Annotated in this window: 11 protein-coding genes and 1 tRNA gene; 7 read left to right on the top strand and 5 right to left on the bottom strand. The window is 63.0% G+C overall.

Annotated elements, in window-relative coordinates; all coding sequences use genetic code 11:
- The first annotated feature begins 51 nt into the window (after positions 1 to 51).
- Positions 52 to 330 carry a succinate dehydrogenase assembly factor 2 gene (locus LCM24_RS11065; RefSeq protein WP_090480114.1) on the top strand — a complete coding sequence of 93 codons (279 nt, stop codon included), beginning with the start codon at positions 52 to 54 and terminating at the stop codon, positions 328 to 330.
- Positions 331 to 385: 55 nt separating this feature from the next.
- Positions 386 to 3,871: a transcription-repair coupling factor gene (mfd, locus tag LCM24_RS11060; protein WP_224804322.1), complete on the top strand. Its 3,486-nt coding sequence runs from the start codon at positions 386 to 388 to the stop codon at positions 3,869 to 3,871.
- On the opposite strand, the gene LCM24_RS11055 is transcribed toward mfd, so the two are convergent.
- Complete coding sequence (locus tag LCM24_RS11055; protein ID WP_224804320.1) at positions 3,868 to 5,187, bottom strand: bifunctional diguanylate cyclase/phosphodiesterase; 1,320 nt, start codon at positions 5,185 to 5,187, stop codon at positions 3,868 to 3,870. The genes mfd and LCM24_RS11055 overlap by 4 nt on opposite strands.
- Positions 5,188 to 5,313: 126 nt before the next feature.
- Here LCM24_RS11055 and LCM24_RS11050 point away from each other — a divergent pair, with 126 nt between their 5' ends.
- Positions 5,314 to 6,096: an NAD kinase gene (locus tag LCM24_RS11050; protein WP_224804318.1), complete on the top strand. Its 783-nt coding sequence runs from the start codon at positions 5,314 to 5,316 to the stop codon at positions 6,094 to 6,096.
- A gap of 98 nt (positions 6,097 to 6,194) precedes the next feature.
- Positions 6,195 to 6,269, top strand: a tRNA-Asn gene (locus LCM24_RS11045).
- 8 nt (positions 6,270 to 6,277) lie between these two features.
- Here LCM24_RS11045 and LCM24_RS11040 read toward each other — a convergent pair.
- The gene (locus LCM24_RS11040) at positions 6,278 to 7,015 is read right to left on the bottom strand and encodes a sulfite exporter TauE/SafE family protein (RefSeq protein WP_224804316.1); all 738 of its coding nucleotides are present in this window, start codon (positions 7,013 to 7,015) and stop codon (positions 6,278 to 6,280) included.
- A gap of 60 nt (positions 7,016 to 7,075) precedes the next feature.
- Between LCM24_RS11040 and LCM24_RS11035 the strand changes: the two genes are divergently transcribed.
- Entirely contained in the window at positions 7,076 to 7,690 is a 615-nt protein-coding gene (locus LCM24_RS11035; RefSeq protein WP_224804314.1) for a GNAT family N-acetyltransferase, read from the top strand.
- 19 nt (positions 7,691 to 7,709) lie between these two features.
- Here LCM24_RS11035 and secA read toward each other — a convergent pair whose 3' ends face one another.
- The 3 genes from secA to LCM24_RS11020 form a co-directional block, all read right to left on the bottom strand.
- Positions 7,710 to 10,472 (bottom strand): preprotein translocase subunit SecA, encoded by a 2,763-nt coding sequence (gene secA, locus LCM24_RS11030; protein ID WP_224804312.1) that lies wholly within the window; start codon positions 10,470 to 10,472, stop codon positions 7,710 to 7,712.
- A 109-nt stretch (positions 10,473 to 10,581) separates the two neighbouring features.
- Positions 10,582 to 10,851, bottom strand: coding sequence for a hypothetical protein (locus LCM24_RS11025; RefSeq protein ID WP_100260971.1), 270 nt, complete (start codon positions 10,849 to 10,851; stop codon positions 10,582 to 10,584).
- 104 nt (positions 10,852 to 10,955) lie between these two features.
- A complete protein-coding gene (locus LCM24_RS11020) occupies positions 10,956 to 11,576 on the bottom strand; it encodes an energy transducer TonB (protein WP_224804310.1) in 621 nt (206 codons plus the stop codon).
- Between the two features lie 113 nt (positions 11,577 to 11,689).
- On the opposite strand from LCM24_RS11020, the gene argJ reads away from it, so the two are divergent.
- Both argJ and LCM24_RS11010 read left to right on the top strand, forming a co-directional pair.
- The gene (gene argJ, locus LCM24_RS11015) at positions 11,690 to 12,916 is read left to right on the top strand and encodes a bifunctional glutamate N-acetyltransferase/amino-acid acetyltransferase ArgJ (protein ID WP_224804308.1); all 1,227 of its coding nucleotides are present in this window, start codon (positions 11,690 to 11,692) and stop codon (positions 12,914 to 12,916) included.
- 29 nt (positions 12,917 to 12,945) lie between these two features.
- The gene (locus tag LCM24_RS11010) at positions 12,946 to 13,710 is read left to right on the top strand and encodes an inositol monophosphatase family protein (protein ID WP_224804955.1); all 765 of its coding nucleotides are present in this window, start codon (positions 12,946 to 12,948) and stop codon (positions 13,708 to 13,710) included.
- The last annotated feature ends 20 nt before the right edge of the window (positions 13,711 to 13,730 follow it).

Raw genomic sequence — 13,730 nt, 5'->3', positions numbered from 1 at the left:
TTGCGCTATAGCCGCTTGCGCGCATTTGGCGAGTGCCCTACCCGCGCAGCCATGGCAGAATTGCTCACCTTCGAAGGCAGGAAACAGCGCGCCCGTTTTCGCGCCTGGCACCGCGGCACCCGCGAAGCCGATTATATGATCGGCGGCTTCTTCGACCGCTATCACGCGGATTGGGGCGCGGAGGAACTGGCCTGGTTCGAAGCCCTGCTGGAAGAAGACGATGTCGACGTGATGGCGTGGGCGCTCAAGACCCAGCCCACGCCGCCGCGTTTCGAAGGCGCGCTGATGGCCAAGATGCAAGAGCTCGATTACGTCGATATTCCGCGCTGAGCGCGCAATAGTGCGTTGACGGGAACACGCGGCTCGTTATCGCGCTGTCCCTTCAATGCCCGACCTTTCCCGCATCCTCAAAGCCATGCAGCCGCTGACGCTGGCACAGGTCGCGCGCGGCGCGCAGCCGCTGGTCATGGCCGACCTCGCCCGTGCCAGCACCGGACGCGCGGTTTTGATCGCGCCCGACGATGCCGCGATGAGAGCGGTGACGGATGCCGCACATTTCTTCGCGCCGGAACTGGAAGTCATCGAATTCCCCGCCTGGGATTCGCTCCCCTACGACCGGGCCAGTCCGGCCCTGTCGGTCAGCGCCAAGCGTCTCGCCGCGCTGCATCGTCTGCAGACTGGCAAGGCGAAGGCACAGCTGGTCGTCACCACGGCCAATGCCGTGCTCCAGCGCGTCCTAACGCCTTTCCGCATTCGCGAGAGCGTGCGTGAATTCAAACCCGGTACCGAGATCGGCCGCGAAAGCCTTGCCGCGCTCTTGCAGCGCCAGGGCTACAGCCGCACCGACACGGTGATCGACAAGGGTGAATACGCAATCCGCGGGTCCATCGTGGACGTGTTCCCCTCCGGCATGGACGAGGCGCTGCGCCTCGATTTCTTCGGCGACGAGCTGGAATCGCTGCGCAGCTTCGATCCCAATACGCAGATGAGCACCGGACGGCTCGACAGCCACCTGTTGCTGCCCGCCAGCGAAGCCCTGCTCGACGAAGACAGCATCAAGCGTTTTCGCAGCCGTTATCGCGAGATGTTCGGCGCCAATGCGACGCAGGACCCGCTTTATGAGGCGGTTAGCGACGGCCGGCGGCTCGCAGGGATGGAGCACTGGCTCCCGCTGTTCGAAGAGCGCCTGACTACGCTTTTCGATCACCTGGGAGAAGACGATCTCGTCGTGATCGACCAGGCATCGCTCGCCGCTGCGGAAGAGCGCATCGGGGACGTGTCCGATTATTACGAGCAGCGCACGGCGACCACGGGGCAGGCCAAGGGAAATTACCGGCCCTTGAGGCCCGAGGCGCTGTATCTGACGCAGGACGAATTCAAATCCGCCCTCGCCGACGCCCCCGCCCACCGCGCGACGCCCTTCGACGAGCCGGAGAGCGATGCGGTCGTCGGCTTCGGCTTCCGATCGGGACGTGATTTCGCGCCCGAGCGCGCGCGCGGCGACAATGTCTATCCGGTCCTGGCCGATCACCTGAAATCGCTCGGCAAGGCGGGCAAGCGTCCCCTCCTCGCAGCCTATTCGACAGGCAGCCGTTCGCGCATCGCCTCGATCCTGGAGGAAGCGGGTCAGCCGGTCGCGCTGGCGGAAAGCTGGCAGGAAGCGCTTGGCCTGTCGGCCAAGGGCAAGCCTGCCGCCATGGTGCTGCCGCTGGAGGCCAGCTTCGCCAATGACGAAATGGAACTGCTTACCGAGCAGGACATCCTCGGCGACCGCCTCGTGCGCCGCAAGAAGAAGCGCAAGGACGCCGACGCCTTCCTGGCGGAGCTTCAGGCGCTCTCCGTCGGCGACCTGATCGTCCATACCGAACACGGCATCGGCAAATACCTCGGCCTCGAACCGATCGCGGTGGGCAAGTCCAAGCACGACTGCGTCCAGCTCGAGTATCGCGGCGGCGACAAGCTGTTCATCCCGGTCGAGAATATCGACGTGCTGAGCCGCTATGGCTCTTCCGAAGAGGCGGTCCAGCTCGACCGGCTCGGCGGCGAGGCGTGGCAGAAGCGCCGCGCGCGCCTGAAGGAGCGTATCCGCGAGATCGCGGGCGAGCTCATGCAGGTTGCAGCCCAGCGCGCGCTGAAGAAAGCGCCGGTACTGGAGGTGGAGGAAGGGCCTTACAACCAGTTCCTCGACCGCTTCCAGTATGAGGAAACCGACGACCAGGACCGTGCGATCGCCGATGTCCTGTCCGATCTCGAAAGCGGCAGGCCGATGGACCGGCTGGTGTGCGGCGATGTCGGTTTCGGCAAGACCGAGGTTGCGCTGCGTGCCGCCTTCGTCGCCGCGATGAACGGGCAGCAGGTCGCCGTGGTCGCCCCGACCACCCTCCTCGCGCGCCAGCATTTCGAGAACTTCAGCCAGCGCTGCAACGGCTTCCCGCTCAAGGTCGGCCGCCTGTCGCGCCTCGTTTCCGCCAAGGAAATGAAGGAAACGCGCGAGGGGTTGGCGAGCGGCGATATCGACATCGTCGTCGGCACCCATGCGATCCTGTCCAAGAACACCAAATTCAAGGAACTCGGCCTCGTCATCGTCGACGAAGAACAGCGCTTCGGCGTCACGCACAAGGAAAAGCTCAAGCAGCTGCGCGCCGACGTGCACATGCTGACGCTGACCGCGACGCCGATCCCGCGCACCTTGCAGATGGCGATGACGGGCCTGCGCGAGCTGTCGACCATCCAGACCCCGCCCGTCGACCGGCTCGCCGTGCGCACCTACGTCATGGAATGGGACGACATGGTGATGCGCGAAGCCCTTCTGCGCGAACACCATCGCGGCGGGCAGAGCTTCATCGTCGTGCCGCGCATATCCGACATGGAAGCAGTGTCGGACTGGCTCCACGAGAACGTGCCCGAAGTGAAATTCGTCCCCGCGCACGGCCAAATGAGCGCTGGCGAAATCGAAGAGCGGATGAGCGCCTTCTACGAGGGCAAGTACGACGTGCTGCTGGCGACAACGATCGTCGAAAGCGGGCTCGACCTGCCGAGCGCGAACACCATCATCATCCACCGCGCAGACATTTTCGGCCTCGCCCAGCTTTACCAGCTGCGCGGGCGCGTGGGCCGGTCGAAACTGCGCGCCTACGCCTATCTCACTTACGAGAAGGATACGCAGCTTTCAGAGGTCGCGGAGAAGCGCCTCAAGGTCCTCGGCGATCTCGACAGCCTCGGTGCGGGCTTCCAGCTCGCCAGCCACGACCTCGACATACGCGGGGCGGGTAACCTGCTGGGCGACGAGCAGTCCGGCCACATCCGCGAGGTCGGTTTCGAACTCTACCAGTCGATGCTGGAAGACGCGATCCTGGCGGCCAAGGCCGGCGAGATGGGTCTCGAGGCCAAGCCGGAAACCGTCAGCCCGCAGATCACGGTCGATGCCCCGATCATGATCCCGGAAGACTACGTCCCCGACCTGGCGGTTCGCATGGCGCTCTATCGCCGCCTAAACGATGCAGAAAATGCTGCCGAGATCGAAGCGCTCGCCGCAGAGATGATCGACCGTTTCGGCCCGCTGCCCCCGGCCACGGAAAACCTGGTCAGGCTGATCAGGATCAAGCTGCAGGCGATTGAGGCGAACATCGCCAAGATCGACGTCGGCGCGGCAGGCACGCTGGTGACGTTCCACCAGGACAATTTCCCCGACGGTCCGGGCCTTATTGCCTATGTCGACCGGCTACAGGGCACCGCAAAGCTGCGCCCGGACATGAAACTGGTCATCAGCAGGGCGTGGAATTCGCCGGAAAGCAGGCTGAACGGCCTGTTCCAGTTGACCAAGGGTCTGTCCGGGATCGCGCGCAAGGCTCGCAAGCGCGAGAAGGCCTAGCTGCGGGCGAGAAGATCGAACTCCGACGCCGTCATCGGCTCTGCCCGCAGGAAGCCCTGATAGTATTCGCAGCCTTCGCGCGCGCAGAAATCCCGCTGTGCCTCGGTTTCAATGCCTTCCACCAGCACGCTGAGGTCCAGCGCGCGGGCCATGCCCATGATCGCGCGGAAGACAGCCTGGTCGCGCTCGTCATCGATCACACCATCGACCATCGAGCGGTCGAGCTTGATGCAGTCCAGCGAGAGCACTTTCAGGTAGCGGAAATTGCAGAAACCGGCGCCGAAATCGTCGAGCGCAATCCGGCAATCGAGCAGTTTCAGCTGGTCGAGCACACTCTTCACCCGGTCGAGGTCGCCAAGCAGGACCTGCTCGACAATCTCCAGCGTAACCCGCTCCATCGGGAAGCCGACCGTGTCCGACAGGCGCGCGAAGTCGAGTGCGAAATTCTCTACCGCTAGGTCCGCCGGCGTGATGTTGAGCGACAGGCGCAGGCCTTCTGGCCAACTGCGCGCACCCTGCAGCGCACGCTCTGCGATATGCCGGGATAGCTGCGCCGTTTGGTCGGCCCGGTCCGCGATCTGGAAAAGGGCGCCTGCCCCGACCTTGCCGATGACCGGATGGTGCCAGCGCGCCAGAGCCTCCGCGCCGATCATCCGGTCATCCGAGAGGGAAAATTGCGGCTGGAAGAGAATCTCGATCTCGTCGCGGTCGATCGCGGCCAGCAGGTCGGCCTCCAGCTCGTGGCTCGACCGCTTGCCCTGCGCCACGATCCCGCTCGACCAGGCGATACGAGACCCCGCGGACTGACGGCTGCGTTCGGCCAGTTCCGACAACCTGTCGAGGATCGTGTCGGCATCGTCATGCTCGCTCGCCCGCATCAGCGCGATCCGGGGCCAGAGGCGCAGGTTCGATCCGCCTTCGGGGTTCACGATGGGCCCTGCAATCGCGTCGGCCAGCGCCTCGGCCAGCCATTGCCAGCGTTCGCGGCTGCATTCCTCGCGCGCAAGCAGCATGAAGTTGCCGCCGTTGAGCCGCGCGGCGAGCCAGACGCCGCTTTCCAGTTCGTCCGAAGCGAAATGACGGATGCGCTGGGCGACTTCGACCAGGGCCACGTCGCCCGCGCTTTCGCCGAAGGCCACGTTCACGGTGTCGATCCGGCCGATCGTGATCAGCATCGCGTGGATCGGGCAGGTCCCGCCCGGTTCCGGCCATTCCGACTGCCAGCGCGCGACCGTCCGGCGCAGCTGCGCCGGGTCGGCAAGGCCCGTCAGGATGTCCTTCGTTTCGTCCATAATCGTTTCATCTGCGCGACCCATGGGACCTGCTTATCCACTCGCGCGGCAAATATTGCCAGAATTTCTGCATTTGTTGCCAAATGGGACGCTCGCCCATAGGGGTTCGCTTCAAGGGCCGTCCGAAGATGGTCGAAAACGGGACAGGCAATGGCCGACTATAACCGACTGGCACTCTTGGTTTCGGATTCGGACCGCGCGCAGGAAGCTGCGGCGGAAGTCTATCGCCCCCTTGCCGACTGGGTTCCTATCGAAGAGGCGGATGCGGTTGTCGTCCTTGGTGGCGACGGCTTCATGCTCCAGAGCCTGCATTCCATGCTCGATTCCGGGCGGATCATTCCCGCTTATGGCGTGAACCTGGGCACCGTCGGCTTCCTGATGAACCGCAACCGCCAGCCGGACAAGCTGCTGAGCCGCCTCGCGCGCGCCAAGGAGTTGAACATCAGCCCGCTGGCGATGGAGGCGAAAACGCAGGACGGGCGCACGGAGCGGTTCTGCGCCATCAACGAAGTGTCCTTGCTGCGTGAAACCCGCCAGACCGCGAAGATCGAAGTGCTGGTGGACGACAAGGTCCGGATCAAGGAACTGGTATGCGACGGCGTCCTGCTGTCGACCCCCGCCGGCTCCACCGCCTATAACCTGTCTGCCGACGGGCCGATCCTGCCGCTCGATTCCCAACTCCTCGCCCTCACCCCGATTTCCGCGTTCCGCCCGCGCCGCTGGAAGGGCGCGATCCTCCCGGATCGCAGCTGCATCACCTTCCGCGTGCTAGAATCGGAGAAGCGCCCCGTGGCTGCTGTGGCCGACCAGCGCGAGCTGCGCGACGTCGCCGAAGTCCGACTGGAGATCGCGCGCGACAAGACCCTGACGCTGCTCTTCGATCCTGGCCACACCCTCGACGAACGCATTGTGGCGGAGCAATTTCAGGTCTGAGAAGCGGCGCCGGACAAGGCGCCCGCAATTTTTTGCAAAACCCCGCTTGCCAAAGCAAATCCCCGCCCATATAGGCGCACCCCTGCCGTACAGGCTGCTCCCCGATAGCTCAGCGGTAGAGTAGGTGACTGTTAATCACTTGGTCGTTGGTTCGAATCCAACTCGGGGAGCCACTTTTCTCTTACAATCCAAAAAGTAAGCGCGCGCCCACCCACGCGGTGAGCGCGGCCGTGCCCCATCGTATCCAGCGCTGGGGAAGGTATTTGAGCGCGAGCAGGCTGCCGATCTGCCCCCCGATCGCCACGGCGACGAGCAGTGGCAGGCCCATATCAAGCGCGGCAACGAACCTGCCCTCCCCGCCCTTCAGGATCTGGCCCGCCAATCCGAAGAGCGAGTTCACGAGGATGAACAGGCTGGCAGTCGCGGCGATGGCCCGCGCCGAATTCCATTTCATCAGGTGCAGGAGCGGAGCGAGGAAGATGCCTCCGCCAATCCCCACAAGTCCTGCCAGGTACCCGAGTGGCGCAGCGAACAGCCATGCCCACGCCCCGCGGTTCTGAGACTGCCCTTCCGTATCGCGCACCGGAACCAGCATCGTCGCCGCAGTCAGCAACAATGCAGCACCCAGCAGCGTCAGGAACGCTGTCTCCGATATCGGGGTCAGTCCTCCGAGCAATGCGGCAGGCGCAGCAATCGCGGTGAGCACCCCGGCCTGACGCCACGGCGTCACACCCGCCTTAGCGAAGCGAATGGTGCTTCCCGCCACCACCACGATGTTGCACGCCAGCGCGATCATCGGGAGGATGCGGTAATCGACGCCCGACAGCGCCAGCAGCGCATTATAGGTCGACCCGCCGCCGAAACCGACGCTTGCGTAGAGCAAGGCTGTGACAAAAAACGCGATGAGGAGCGGCACCATCGCAATCACCTAGACCGCGTGCAGGTTCGCATCTAGCCTCTGAATTCGGGAGGGGATTGCATGACAGCGGACGATATCGAACTGGGCGACGGATTGGTGCGCGCGAGAACGGGAGAAGGCGGCCTCGTCGGCGACATAACGGCCGAGGCGTTCCGCAACGATCCCTTCAATCTCTGGATGCTCGGCCGCTATCCGGCCATTAGTGCCCTGTTCCGCCACCAGGCGAAGCGTATCTACGTGCCCCGGGGTTTCGTCTACCGCGCAGGCACTGACGGCGCATGCATGTGGGCGCTGCCCGGAACGGATACGCTGTTCACCCGGCTCGACTATTACCTCTTCGCGCTGCCGACGCTGGTCTACAGCGGACCGGCGGCCATCGCGCGCGCGGTGAAAACCGGGGAAGCGATGGAGAAGAGCCATCCGACCTTCCCCCATGCATACCTGTTCAGCATCGGCGTAAGGCCCGAAAAGCAGGGCACCGGCCTTGGCCGCATGCTGATCCAGCCCGTGCTCGATGCGTGCGACCGCGCGCAGATGCCCGCTTATCTGGAAAACTCCAACCCGGCGAACACCGGGTTCTATGCCTCGTGCGGGTTCGAGCCCGTCGGCGAGATCAGGCCCACGCCGGACGCGCCTCCGCTGGTGCCGATGCTCCGCCAGCCCCGCCGCTCATAGCGACGGGGCGGCAGGGCGGTCAGGCTTTCGCGCCGACCGAGCCGTGGCAATGCTTGTACTTGCTGCCCGAACCGCAGGGGCACGGTGCGTTGCGGCTGATTTCCATGTCCGCGAACGGATTGTCGTGCGAGGATGCGCCACCAGGGCTGGCAGCCGCGCGCGGGCTTCCGGCAAGCGAGCCGAAGAGGTCTGCGCGGCTTTCCGAACCGTCGCCATCAGCCGAGTTGTCGGCCCCGGTGAGCGGATCGATATGGCCGGTGAGGAAATCGGGCAATTCCGGCAGTTCGACTTCCGGCAGCGGGGCGGGCTCTGCAAGCTCGATACGCAGCAGTTTGGCAGTCACGTCTTCGCGCAGGTTGTCGAGCATGCGCTGGAATAGCGCAAAGGCTTCCTGCTTGTATTCGTTGATCGGCTGCTTCTGGGCGTGCGCACGCAGCCACACGACCTGGCGCAGGGCGTCGAGCGTGGAGAGGTGTTCCTTCCACTGATGGTCGAGTTCCTGCAGCAGCAGGCTCTTCTCGATGCGGCGCCACAGGCCCGGATCGGCATTGGCGATCTTGGCATCCATGCGAGCGTCCGCCTCGGCAAGGATACGCTCCTCGATGATTTCCGGCTCGATCTGATCTTCCTCGAGCCAGTCTTCGAGCGGGAAGCTCATGCCGAACGCCTCGTCGAGACGCGTCTTCAGCCCTTCGACGTTCCACTGCTCCGGATAGGAACCCGGGGGGCAGTTTTCGGCGACGATTGCGTTGATCGCATCGTGACGCATATCGACGACGACATCGTCCACCGCCTCGCTGTCCATAATTTCGGCGCGCTGTTCGTAGATGACCTTGCGCTGGTCGTTCATGACGTCGTCGTACTGGACGACCTGCTTGCGGATTTCGTAATTGCGCGCCTCGACCTTCTTCTGCGCGGTCTCGATGGCCTTCGACAGCCATTTCGAACCGATCGCCTCGCCGTCTTCGAGGTTCGAATTCATCATGCGGGCGAACAGCGTGTCCGGCCCGAAGATGCGAAGGAGATCGTCTTCCAGGCAGAGGTAGAAACGGCTGAGGCCAGGGTCGCCCTGGCGCCCGGCACGGCCGCGCAGCTGGTTGTCGATGCGGCGGCTTTCGTGGCGTTCGGTTCCGAGGACGAACAGGCCACCTGATGCGAGAACCTTCTCGCGTTCGGCGGCGACCTCTTCCTTGATCTTGGCAATCGCGGCCTCGCGTTCCGGACCTTCCGGCATATCGGCGAGTTCTTCCTCGACGCGGAATTCGACGTTGCCGCCGAGCTGGATGTCCGTACCGCGACCGGCCATGTTGGTAGCGATGGTGACGGCACCGGGACGACCGGCCTGCGCAACGATATGTGCTTCGCGTTCGTGCTGGCGTGCGTTGAGGACTTCGTGGGCGACGCCTTCCTTCTCGAGGAACTGGCTGAGCAGTTCGGATTTCTCGATCGAGACCGTGCCGACGAGGACCGGCTGGCCGATCTCGTTCTTTTCGCGGATCGCCTTTGCAATCGCGGCAAATTTGTCGAGCGTATTCTTGTAGAACTCGTCGTCTTCGTCGATGCGCTGGACGGGGACATTGGTCGGGATCTCGACCACGTTCATCTTGTAGATGTCCCAGAATTCCGCCGCTTCGGTGGCGGCTGTACCGGTCATGCCCGACAGCTTGGGATACATGCGGAAGTAGTTCTGGAAGGTGATCGAGGCGAGCGTCTGGTTCTCCGGCTCGATCTTCACGCCTTCCTTGGCTTCCACCGCCTGGTGGAGGCCGTTCGACCAGCGGCGACCGTCCATCATGCGTCCGGTGAATTCATCGATGATGACGACTTTCTCGTCCTTCACGATGTAATCCGTGTCCTTCTTGAACATGATGTTGGCTTTGAGCGCCTGGTCGAGGTGATGGACGACCTGCGTGTTCTCGACGTCGTAGAGGTTGTCCGTTTCGAGGAGGCCGGCTTCCTTCAGCTTCTCCTCGATCGCGTCGGTGCCCTCTTCGGTCCAGGTGATGTTCTTGGTTTTCTCGTCCGCGTCGTACCATTCGGGATCGAGATCCTTCACGATTGCGTCGATCGAAACGTAGAGATCGGACTTGTCTTCGGTCGGACCCGAAATGATCAGCGGCGTGCGCGCTTCGTCGATCAGGATGGAGTCGACCTCGTCGATCACGGCGAAATTGAAGGGGCGCTGCACCATCTGGCCGCGCTCGTGCTTCATATTGTCACGCAGGTAGTCGAACCCGAATTCGTTGTTCGTACCGTAGGTGATGTCCGCGCCATAGGCGTCGCGGCGTTCCATTTCGTTGAGATTCGGCACGATCACGCCGATGGTCAGGCCGAGGAACTGGTGCAAACGCCCCATCCATTCCGCGTCGCGGCGGGCGAGGTAATCGTTGACCGTGACGACGTGGACGCCCTTGCCCTCGATCGCATTGAGATAGGTGGCAAGCGTGGCGACCAGCGTTTTACCTTCACCGGTGCGCATTTCGGCGATTTCACCGCGGTGGAGCACGATGCCGCCGACCATCTGCACGTCGAAGTGGCGCATGCCGAGGACGCGGACCGAGGCCTCGCGCACGGTTGCGAAGGCTTCGGGGAGGATGTCGTCCAGGGTCTTGCCGTCTTCCAGCTGGGCGCGGAACTTGTCCGTCTGCGCGCGCAGTTCGTCATCCGAAAGTTCCTGAAGCTGCGGCTCCAAAGCGTTAATTTCATTGACGATCTTACCGATCGACTTGACGTAGCGTTCGTTGGACGAACCGAAGAGGGATTTGGCGAGAAGTTTGAACATGGTGGGGCGCAGGCCTCGAATGAGCGAGCTGGAATGCTGGCGTATGTAGAGAAAATGCCCGTGCACCAAAAAGGGTGCCGGGCATGAAACCGGATCTAATTGTCAGGGGCTATTCGTAAGCGCGGTCAGCGCCGAACATCACCGTGGGGATATAGATCGTGACCGGTTGCTGTTCCTTGCAGGGAGCCAGCTTGTCGGTCCGGGATTTCTGTTTGCGCTGCTTTTCCGAGCAGGGGGACTGTGCGTCCTTCGCATCGTCCTGGTCGGCGCGCTGTTCGACGCCGATCCGTGTCGTGCCATCAAACGCCGCCTGCACAGGCGCACCCATGGCTGCAAGGCCGGTGAGAAGTGCGAGAAAGGCGAGAAGACGTCTGGTCATCGTTCGACCTAGATAATGCCTCATCTGCATGGCGTCCACCCCGACTCCCAGTTTTCCCTAAATCGATGCTTGCCAGTATTTAATGAATAGAAGTTGAATTGATATCAATCCTCGTCGCTCAGCGGCAGACGTTCTACGATATGTGATTGTCGATAACGCCTCTGCTCGGGCGTTCCATCATCGGCGCGTGGAGGCTCGAAAGTAGGCCGGGCGTCGCAAGGGTCCTTCTTTACGTCTTCGGGCAAGCCTTCGACCCGGCACTCGATCACCGATCCATCGCGATCGACGACGTATTCAAGGATGAACCGGCGCTCCCTGGGCAAGCTCTTCGCACCGGGAAGGACGAAGCGGACCGCTTGTTCGTAACGCGATGCGATCGGAATTCCCTTCTCGTCACGCGCGGGTTTGAAACGGCCGCGCTGCATCAATTTCGCACAAGCGATGCGGTCGAGGTCGGGAATATCGCTGCTCACGGTGATACGGCAGGCACTGACGCGCCCGGTCTTTTCGATGACCAGTTCCGTCACGACTCTGCCCTGCGAACCACTGCGTTCCGCCCAGTTGGGATAATCTTCGGTCGTCACCCAGTTGGCGGGATTTTCCGTCGGCTGCGCCTTTTCCGCAGGCTCCATCGGCAGTGTCCGGACCGGCGGAACTATATCGCTTTCTTGCGCCATCACCGGCGCGGATACTGTTACAGCCAGAAGCGTGATGAATTTATACATTGCGACCCCTTCCGTATCTGCAAATCGATAAGAACTTACCGCCGCAAATACATTGGGTGAGGTATCGCGCGATACGGCTTGACGCAACCCGTCATGCGAATAAGCCACAGGCTATGGATTTACCCCCTTCTCCGCTCGCCCGGCCCTTTCCCGACATGCCGCCCATCGCGGGCGCAGAGCTGCGCGTGGCCCGCGCGCGCTACAAGGAATGGGACCGCGCCGACCTTACCTTTGCCAAGCTGGCCGAGGGCACGAGCGTGGCAGGCGTTTTCACCAGCAGCGCCTGCGCGTCGAGCGAAGTCGAACTGGGGCGCGAGCAGGTGAAGCTCGGCGAGGCGCGCGCGCTCGTGGTCAATGCGGGCAATTCCAACGCTTTTACCGGCATCCGCGGACGCGAGGCGGTGGAACAGATCATGGCACAGGTCGCCGAGGCGCTCGACTGCAAGCCGAGCGAGGTCCTCGTCTCTTCCACCGGCGTCATCGGGGTGCCCTTGCCCAAGGACAAGGCGCGCGAAGGCATCGTTGCTGTCCTCGACGCTCCGACCTGCGGGTGGGAAGAGGCTGCACAGGCTATCGGCACGACCGACACTTTCACCAAGGGTGCCCATGCAGCAGCCATGCTCGGCGAAACGCGCGTGGAGATGTGCGGTATCATCAAGGGAAGCGGCATGATCGCCCCCGATATGGCAACCATGCTCGGCTATATCTTCACCGATGCAGCCGTCGCGCCTGCTTTCCTCCAGGAGCTGCTGTCGAAGGCCAACGCGGAAACCTTCTCCTGCATTACGGTCGATGGCGACACATCGACCAGCGACACGGTGCTGGCTTTCGCGACCGGCAAGGCTGGCAATGGCGAACTGGCGTCGTGGGAAGATGTCGGGGCGGATGCGTTTTACGCAGCCTTGCTGGAGGTGTGTCGCGAGCTTGCCAAACTAGTCGTGCGCGACGGCGAAGGCGCACAGAAGTTCATCGAAATCGCCGTTACGGGCGCAAAGAACGACGAAAGCGCCCGGCGGGTGGCGCTATCCATCGCCAATTCGCCCTTGGTAAAGACTGCGATTGCAGGGGGAGATGCCAATTGGGGCCGCGTGGTAATGGCGGTGGGGAAAGCGGGGGAGCCTGCCGACAGGGACTGTTTGTCGATCGGTTTCGGAGGCGTTTGGGCGGCCAAACACGGACAGCCGCTGGCAGATTACGACGAGGCGCCCGTCGCGCGGCATCTGCAAGGCGATGAGATACGGATCGACGTCGATCTCGGTATAGGCGACGGCAAGGCCACCGTGTGGACCTGCGATCTCACGCATGGCTACATCTCGATCAACGCGGATTATCGTTCTTGAAAGCTCTGGATCGGCAGATACGTGCGCTGATGGAAAGCGTCACGCAGGCGGCCATCCTGCCGCGCTTCCGCAACCTTGCCTCCGGCGATGTGGAGGATAAGGGCGGTAACGATCCCGTGACTATCGCCGACCGCGACGCCGAAAAGCGGCTGCGCGAAGGTCTTTCCGCCATCGATCCGGACATTGCCTTCGTCGGCGAAGAAGCCGCACACGAAGATCCGGCAGTGCTAGACCGCCTGGGCGATGATTGCTGGATCGTCGATCCGGTCGACGGGACACGCAATTTCGCTGCCGGCCACGCTCCCTTCGGCGTGCTCATCGCGCGGGCAAGCGGCGGCCTCGCGCAATCGGGCTGGATTTACGACTGCCTCAGCGGCCGCTTCTGCTCTGCCCATCGCGGACAAGGTGCGTTCGTCGATGGCGAGAAAGTGATGGCCAGGTCATCGGGCCGGACACCGCCCGTCGCCGCGATCTCGCTGGTCTACATGGATGATGCCCAGCGCGAAGCGACCAAGCGTCACATCGCGCCGAGCTACGAACTCGTCGACATCCCCTATTGTGCAGCCGAACAGTACCCGCGCCTGGCATTGGGCGAAAACGATGTATCGATCTTCGAGCGAACACTGGCGTGGGACCATGCGGCGGGCACGCTTTGGCTCGAGGAAGCGGGCGGAAAAGCCGCCCGTCCCGATGGGTCGCCTTACCGGGTCGATGAACACGACCGCACCGGCCTTATCGGAGCGGCCAGCCCCGCCTTGTGGGACGATCTGGCCCGCCTCTATGCCGAAATGTGACGGTGATCTGACCAACCCCG

This window comes from Qipengyuania aquimaris (assembly GCF_020171965.1).
Classification (GTDB): domain Bacteria; phylum Pseudomonadota; class Alphaproteobacteria; order Sphingomonadales; family Sphingomonadaceae; genus Qipengyuania; species Qipengyuania aquimaris_A.
Note: the sequence above shows the minus strand (reverse complement) of the source record. Positions and strands in the feature narration are given on the sequence as shown.

Excerpts from the sequence above, each read along its gene's own strand:
- argJ (WP_224804308.1), top strand. The coding sequence starts at position 11,690 with ATGGATTTACCCCCTTCTCCGCTCGCCCGGCCCTTTCCCGACATGCCG.
- LCM24_RS11050 (WP_224804318.1), top strand. The coding sequence starts at position 5,314 with ATGGCCGACTATAACCGACTGGCACTCTTGGTTTCGGATTCGGACCGC.
- LCM24_RS11065 (WP_090480114.1), top strand. The coding sequence starts at position 52 with ATGGCAGAATTGCTCACCTTCGAAGGCAGGAAACAGCGCGCCCGTTTT.
- LCM24_RS11035 (WP_224804314.1), top strand. The coding sequence starts at position 7,076 with ATGACAGCGGACGATATCGAACTGGGCGACGGATTGGTGCGCGCGAGA.
- mfd (WP_224804322.1), top strand. The coding sequence starts at position 386 with ATGCCCGACCTTTCCCGCATCCTCAAAGCCATGCAGCCGCTGACGCTG.
- LCM24_RS11040 (WP_224804316.1), bottom strand. The coding sequence starts at position 7,015 with ATGGTGCCGCTCCTCATCGCGTTTTTTGTCACAGCCTTGCTCTACGCA.
- secA (WP_224804312.1), bottom strand. The coding sequence starts at position 10,472 with ATGTTCAAACTTCTCGCCAAATCCCTCTTCGGTTCGTCCAACGAACGC.
- LCM24_RS11020 (WP_224804310.1), bottom strand. The coding sequence starts at position 11,576 with ATGTATAAATTCATCACGCTTCTGGCTGTAACAGTATCCGCGCCGGTG.
- LCM24_RS11010 (WP_224804955.1), top strand. The coding sequence starts at position 12,946 with ATGGAAAGCGTCACGCAGGCGGCCATCCTGCCGCGCTTCCGCAACCTT.
- LCM24_RS11025 (WP_100260971.1), bottom strand. The coding sequence starts at position 10,851 with ATGACCAGACGTCTTCTCGCCTTTCTCGCACTTCTCACCGGCCTTGCA.
- LCM24_RS11055 (WP_224804320.1), bottom strand. The coding sequence starts at position 5,187 with ATGGGTCGCGCAGATGAAACGATTATGGACGAAACGAAGGACATCCTG.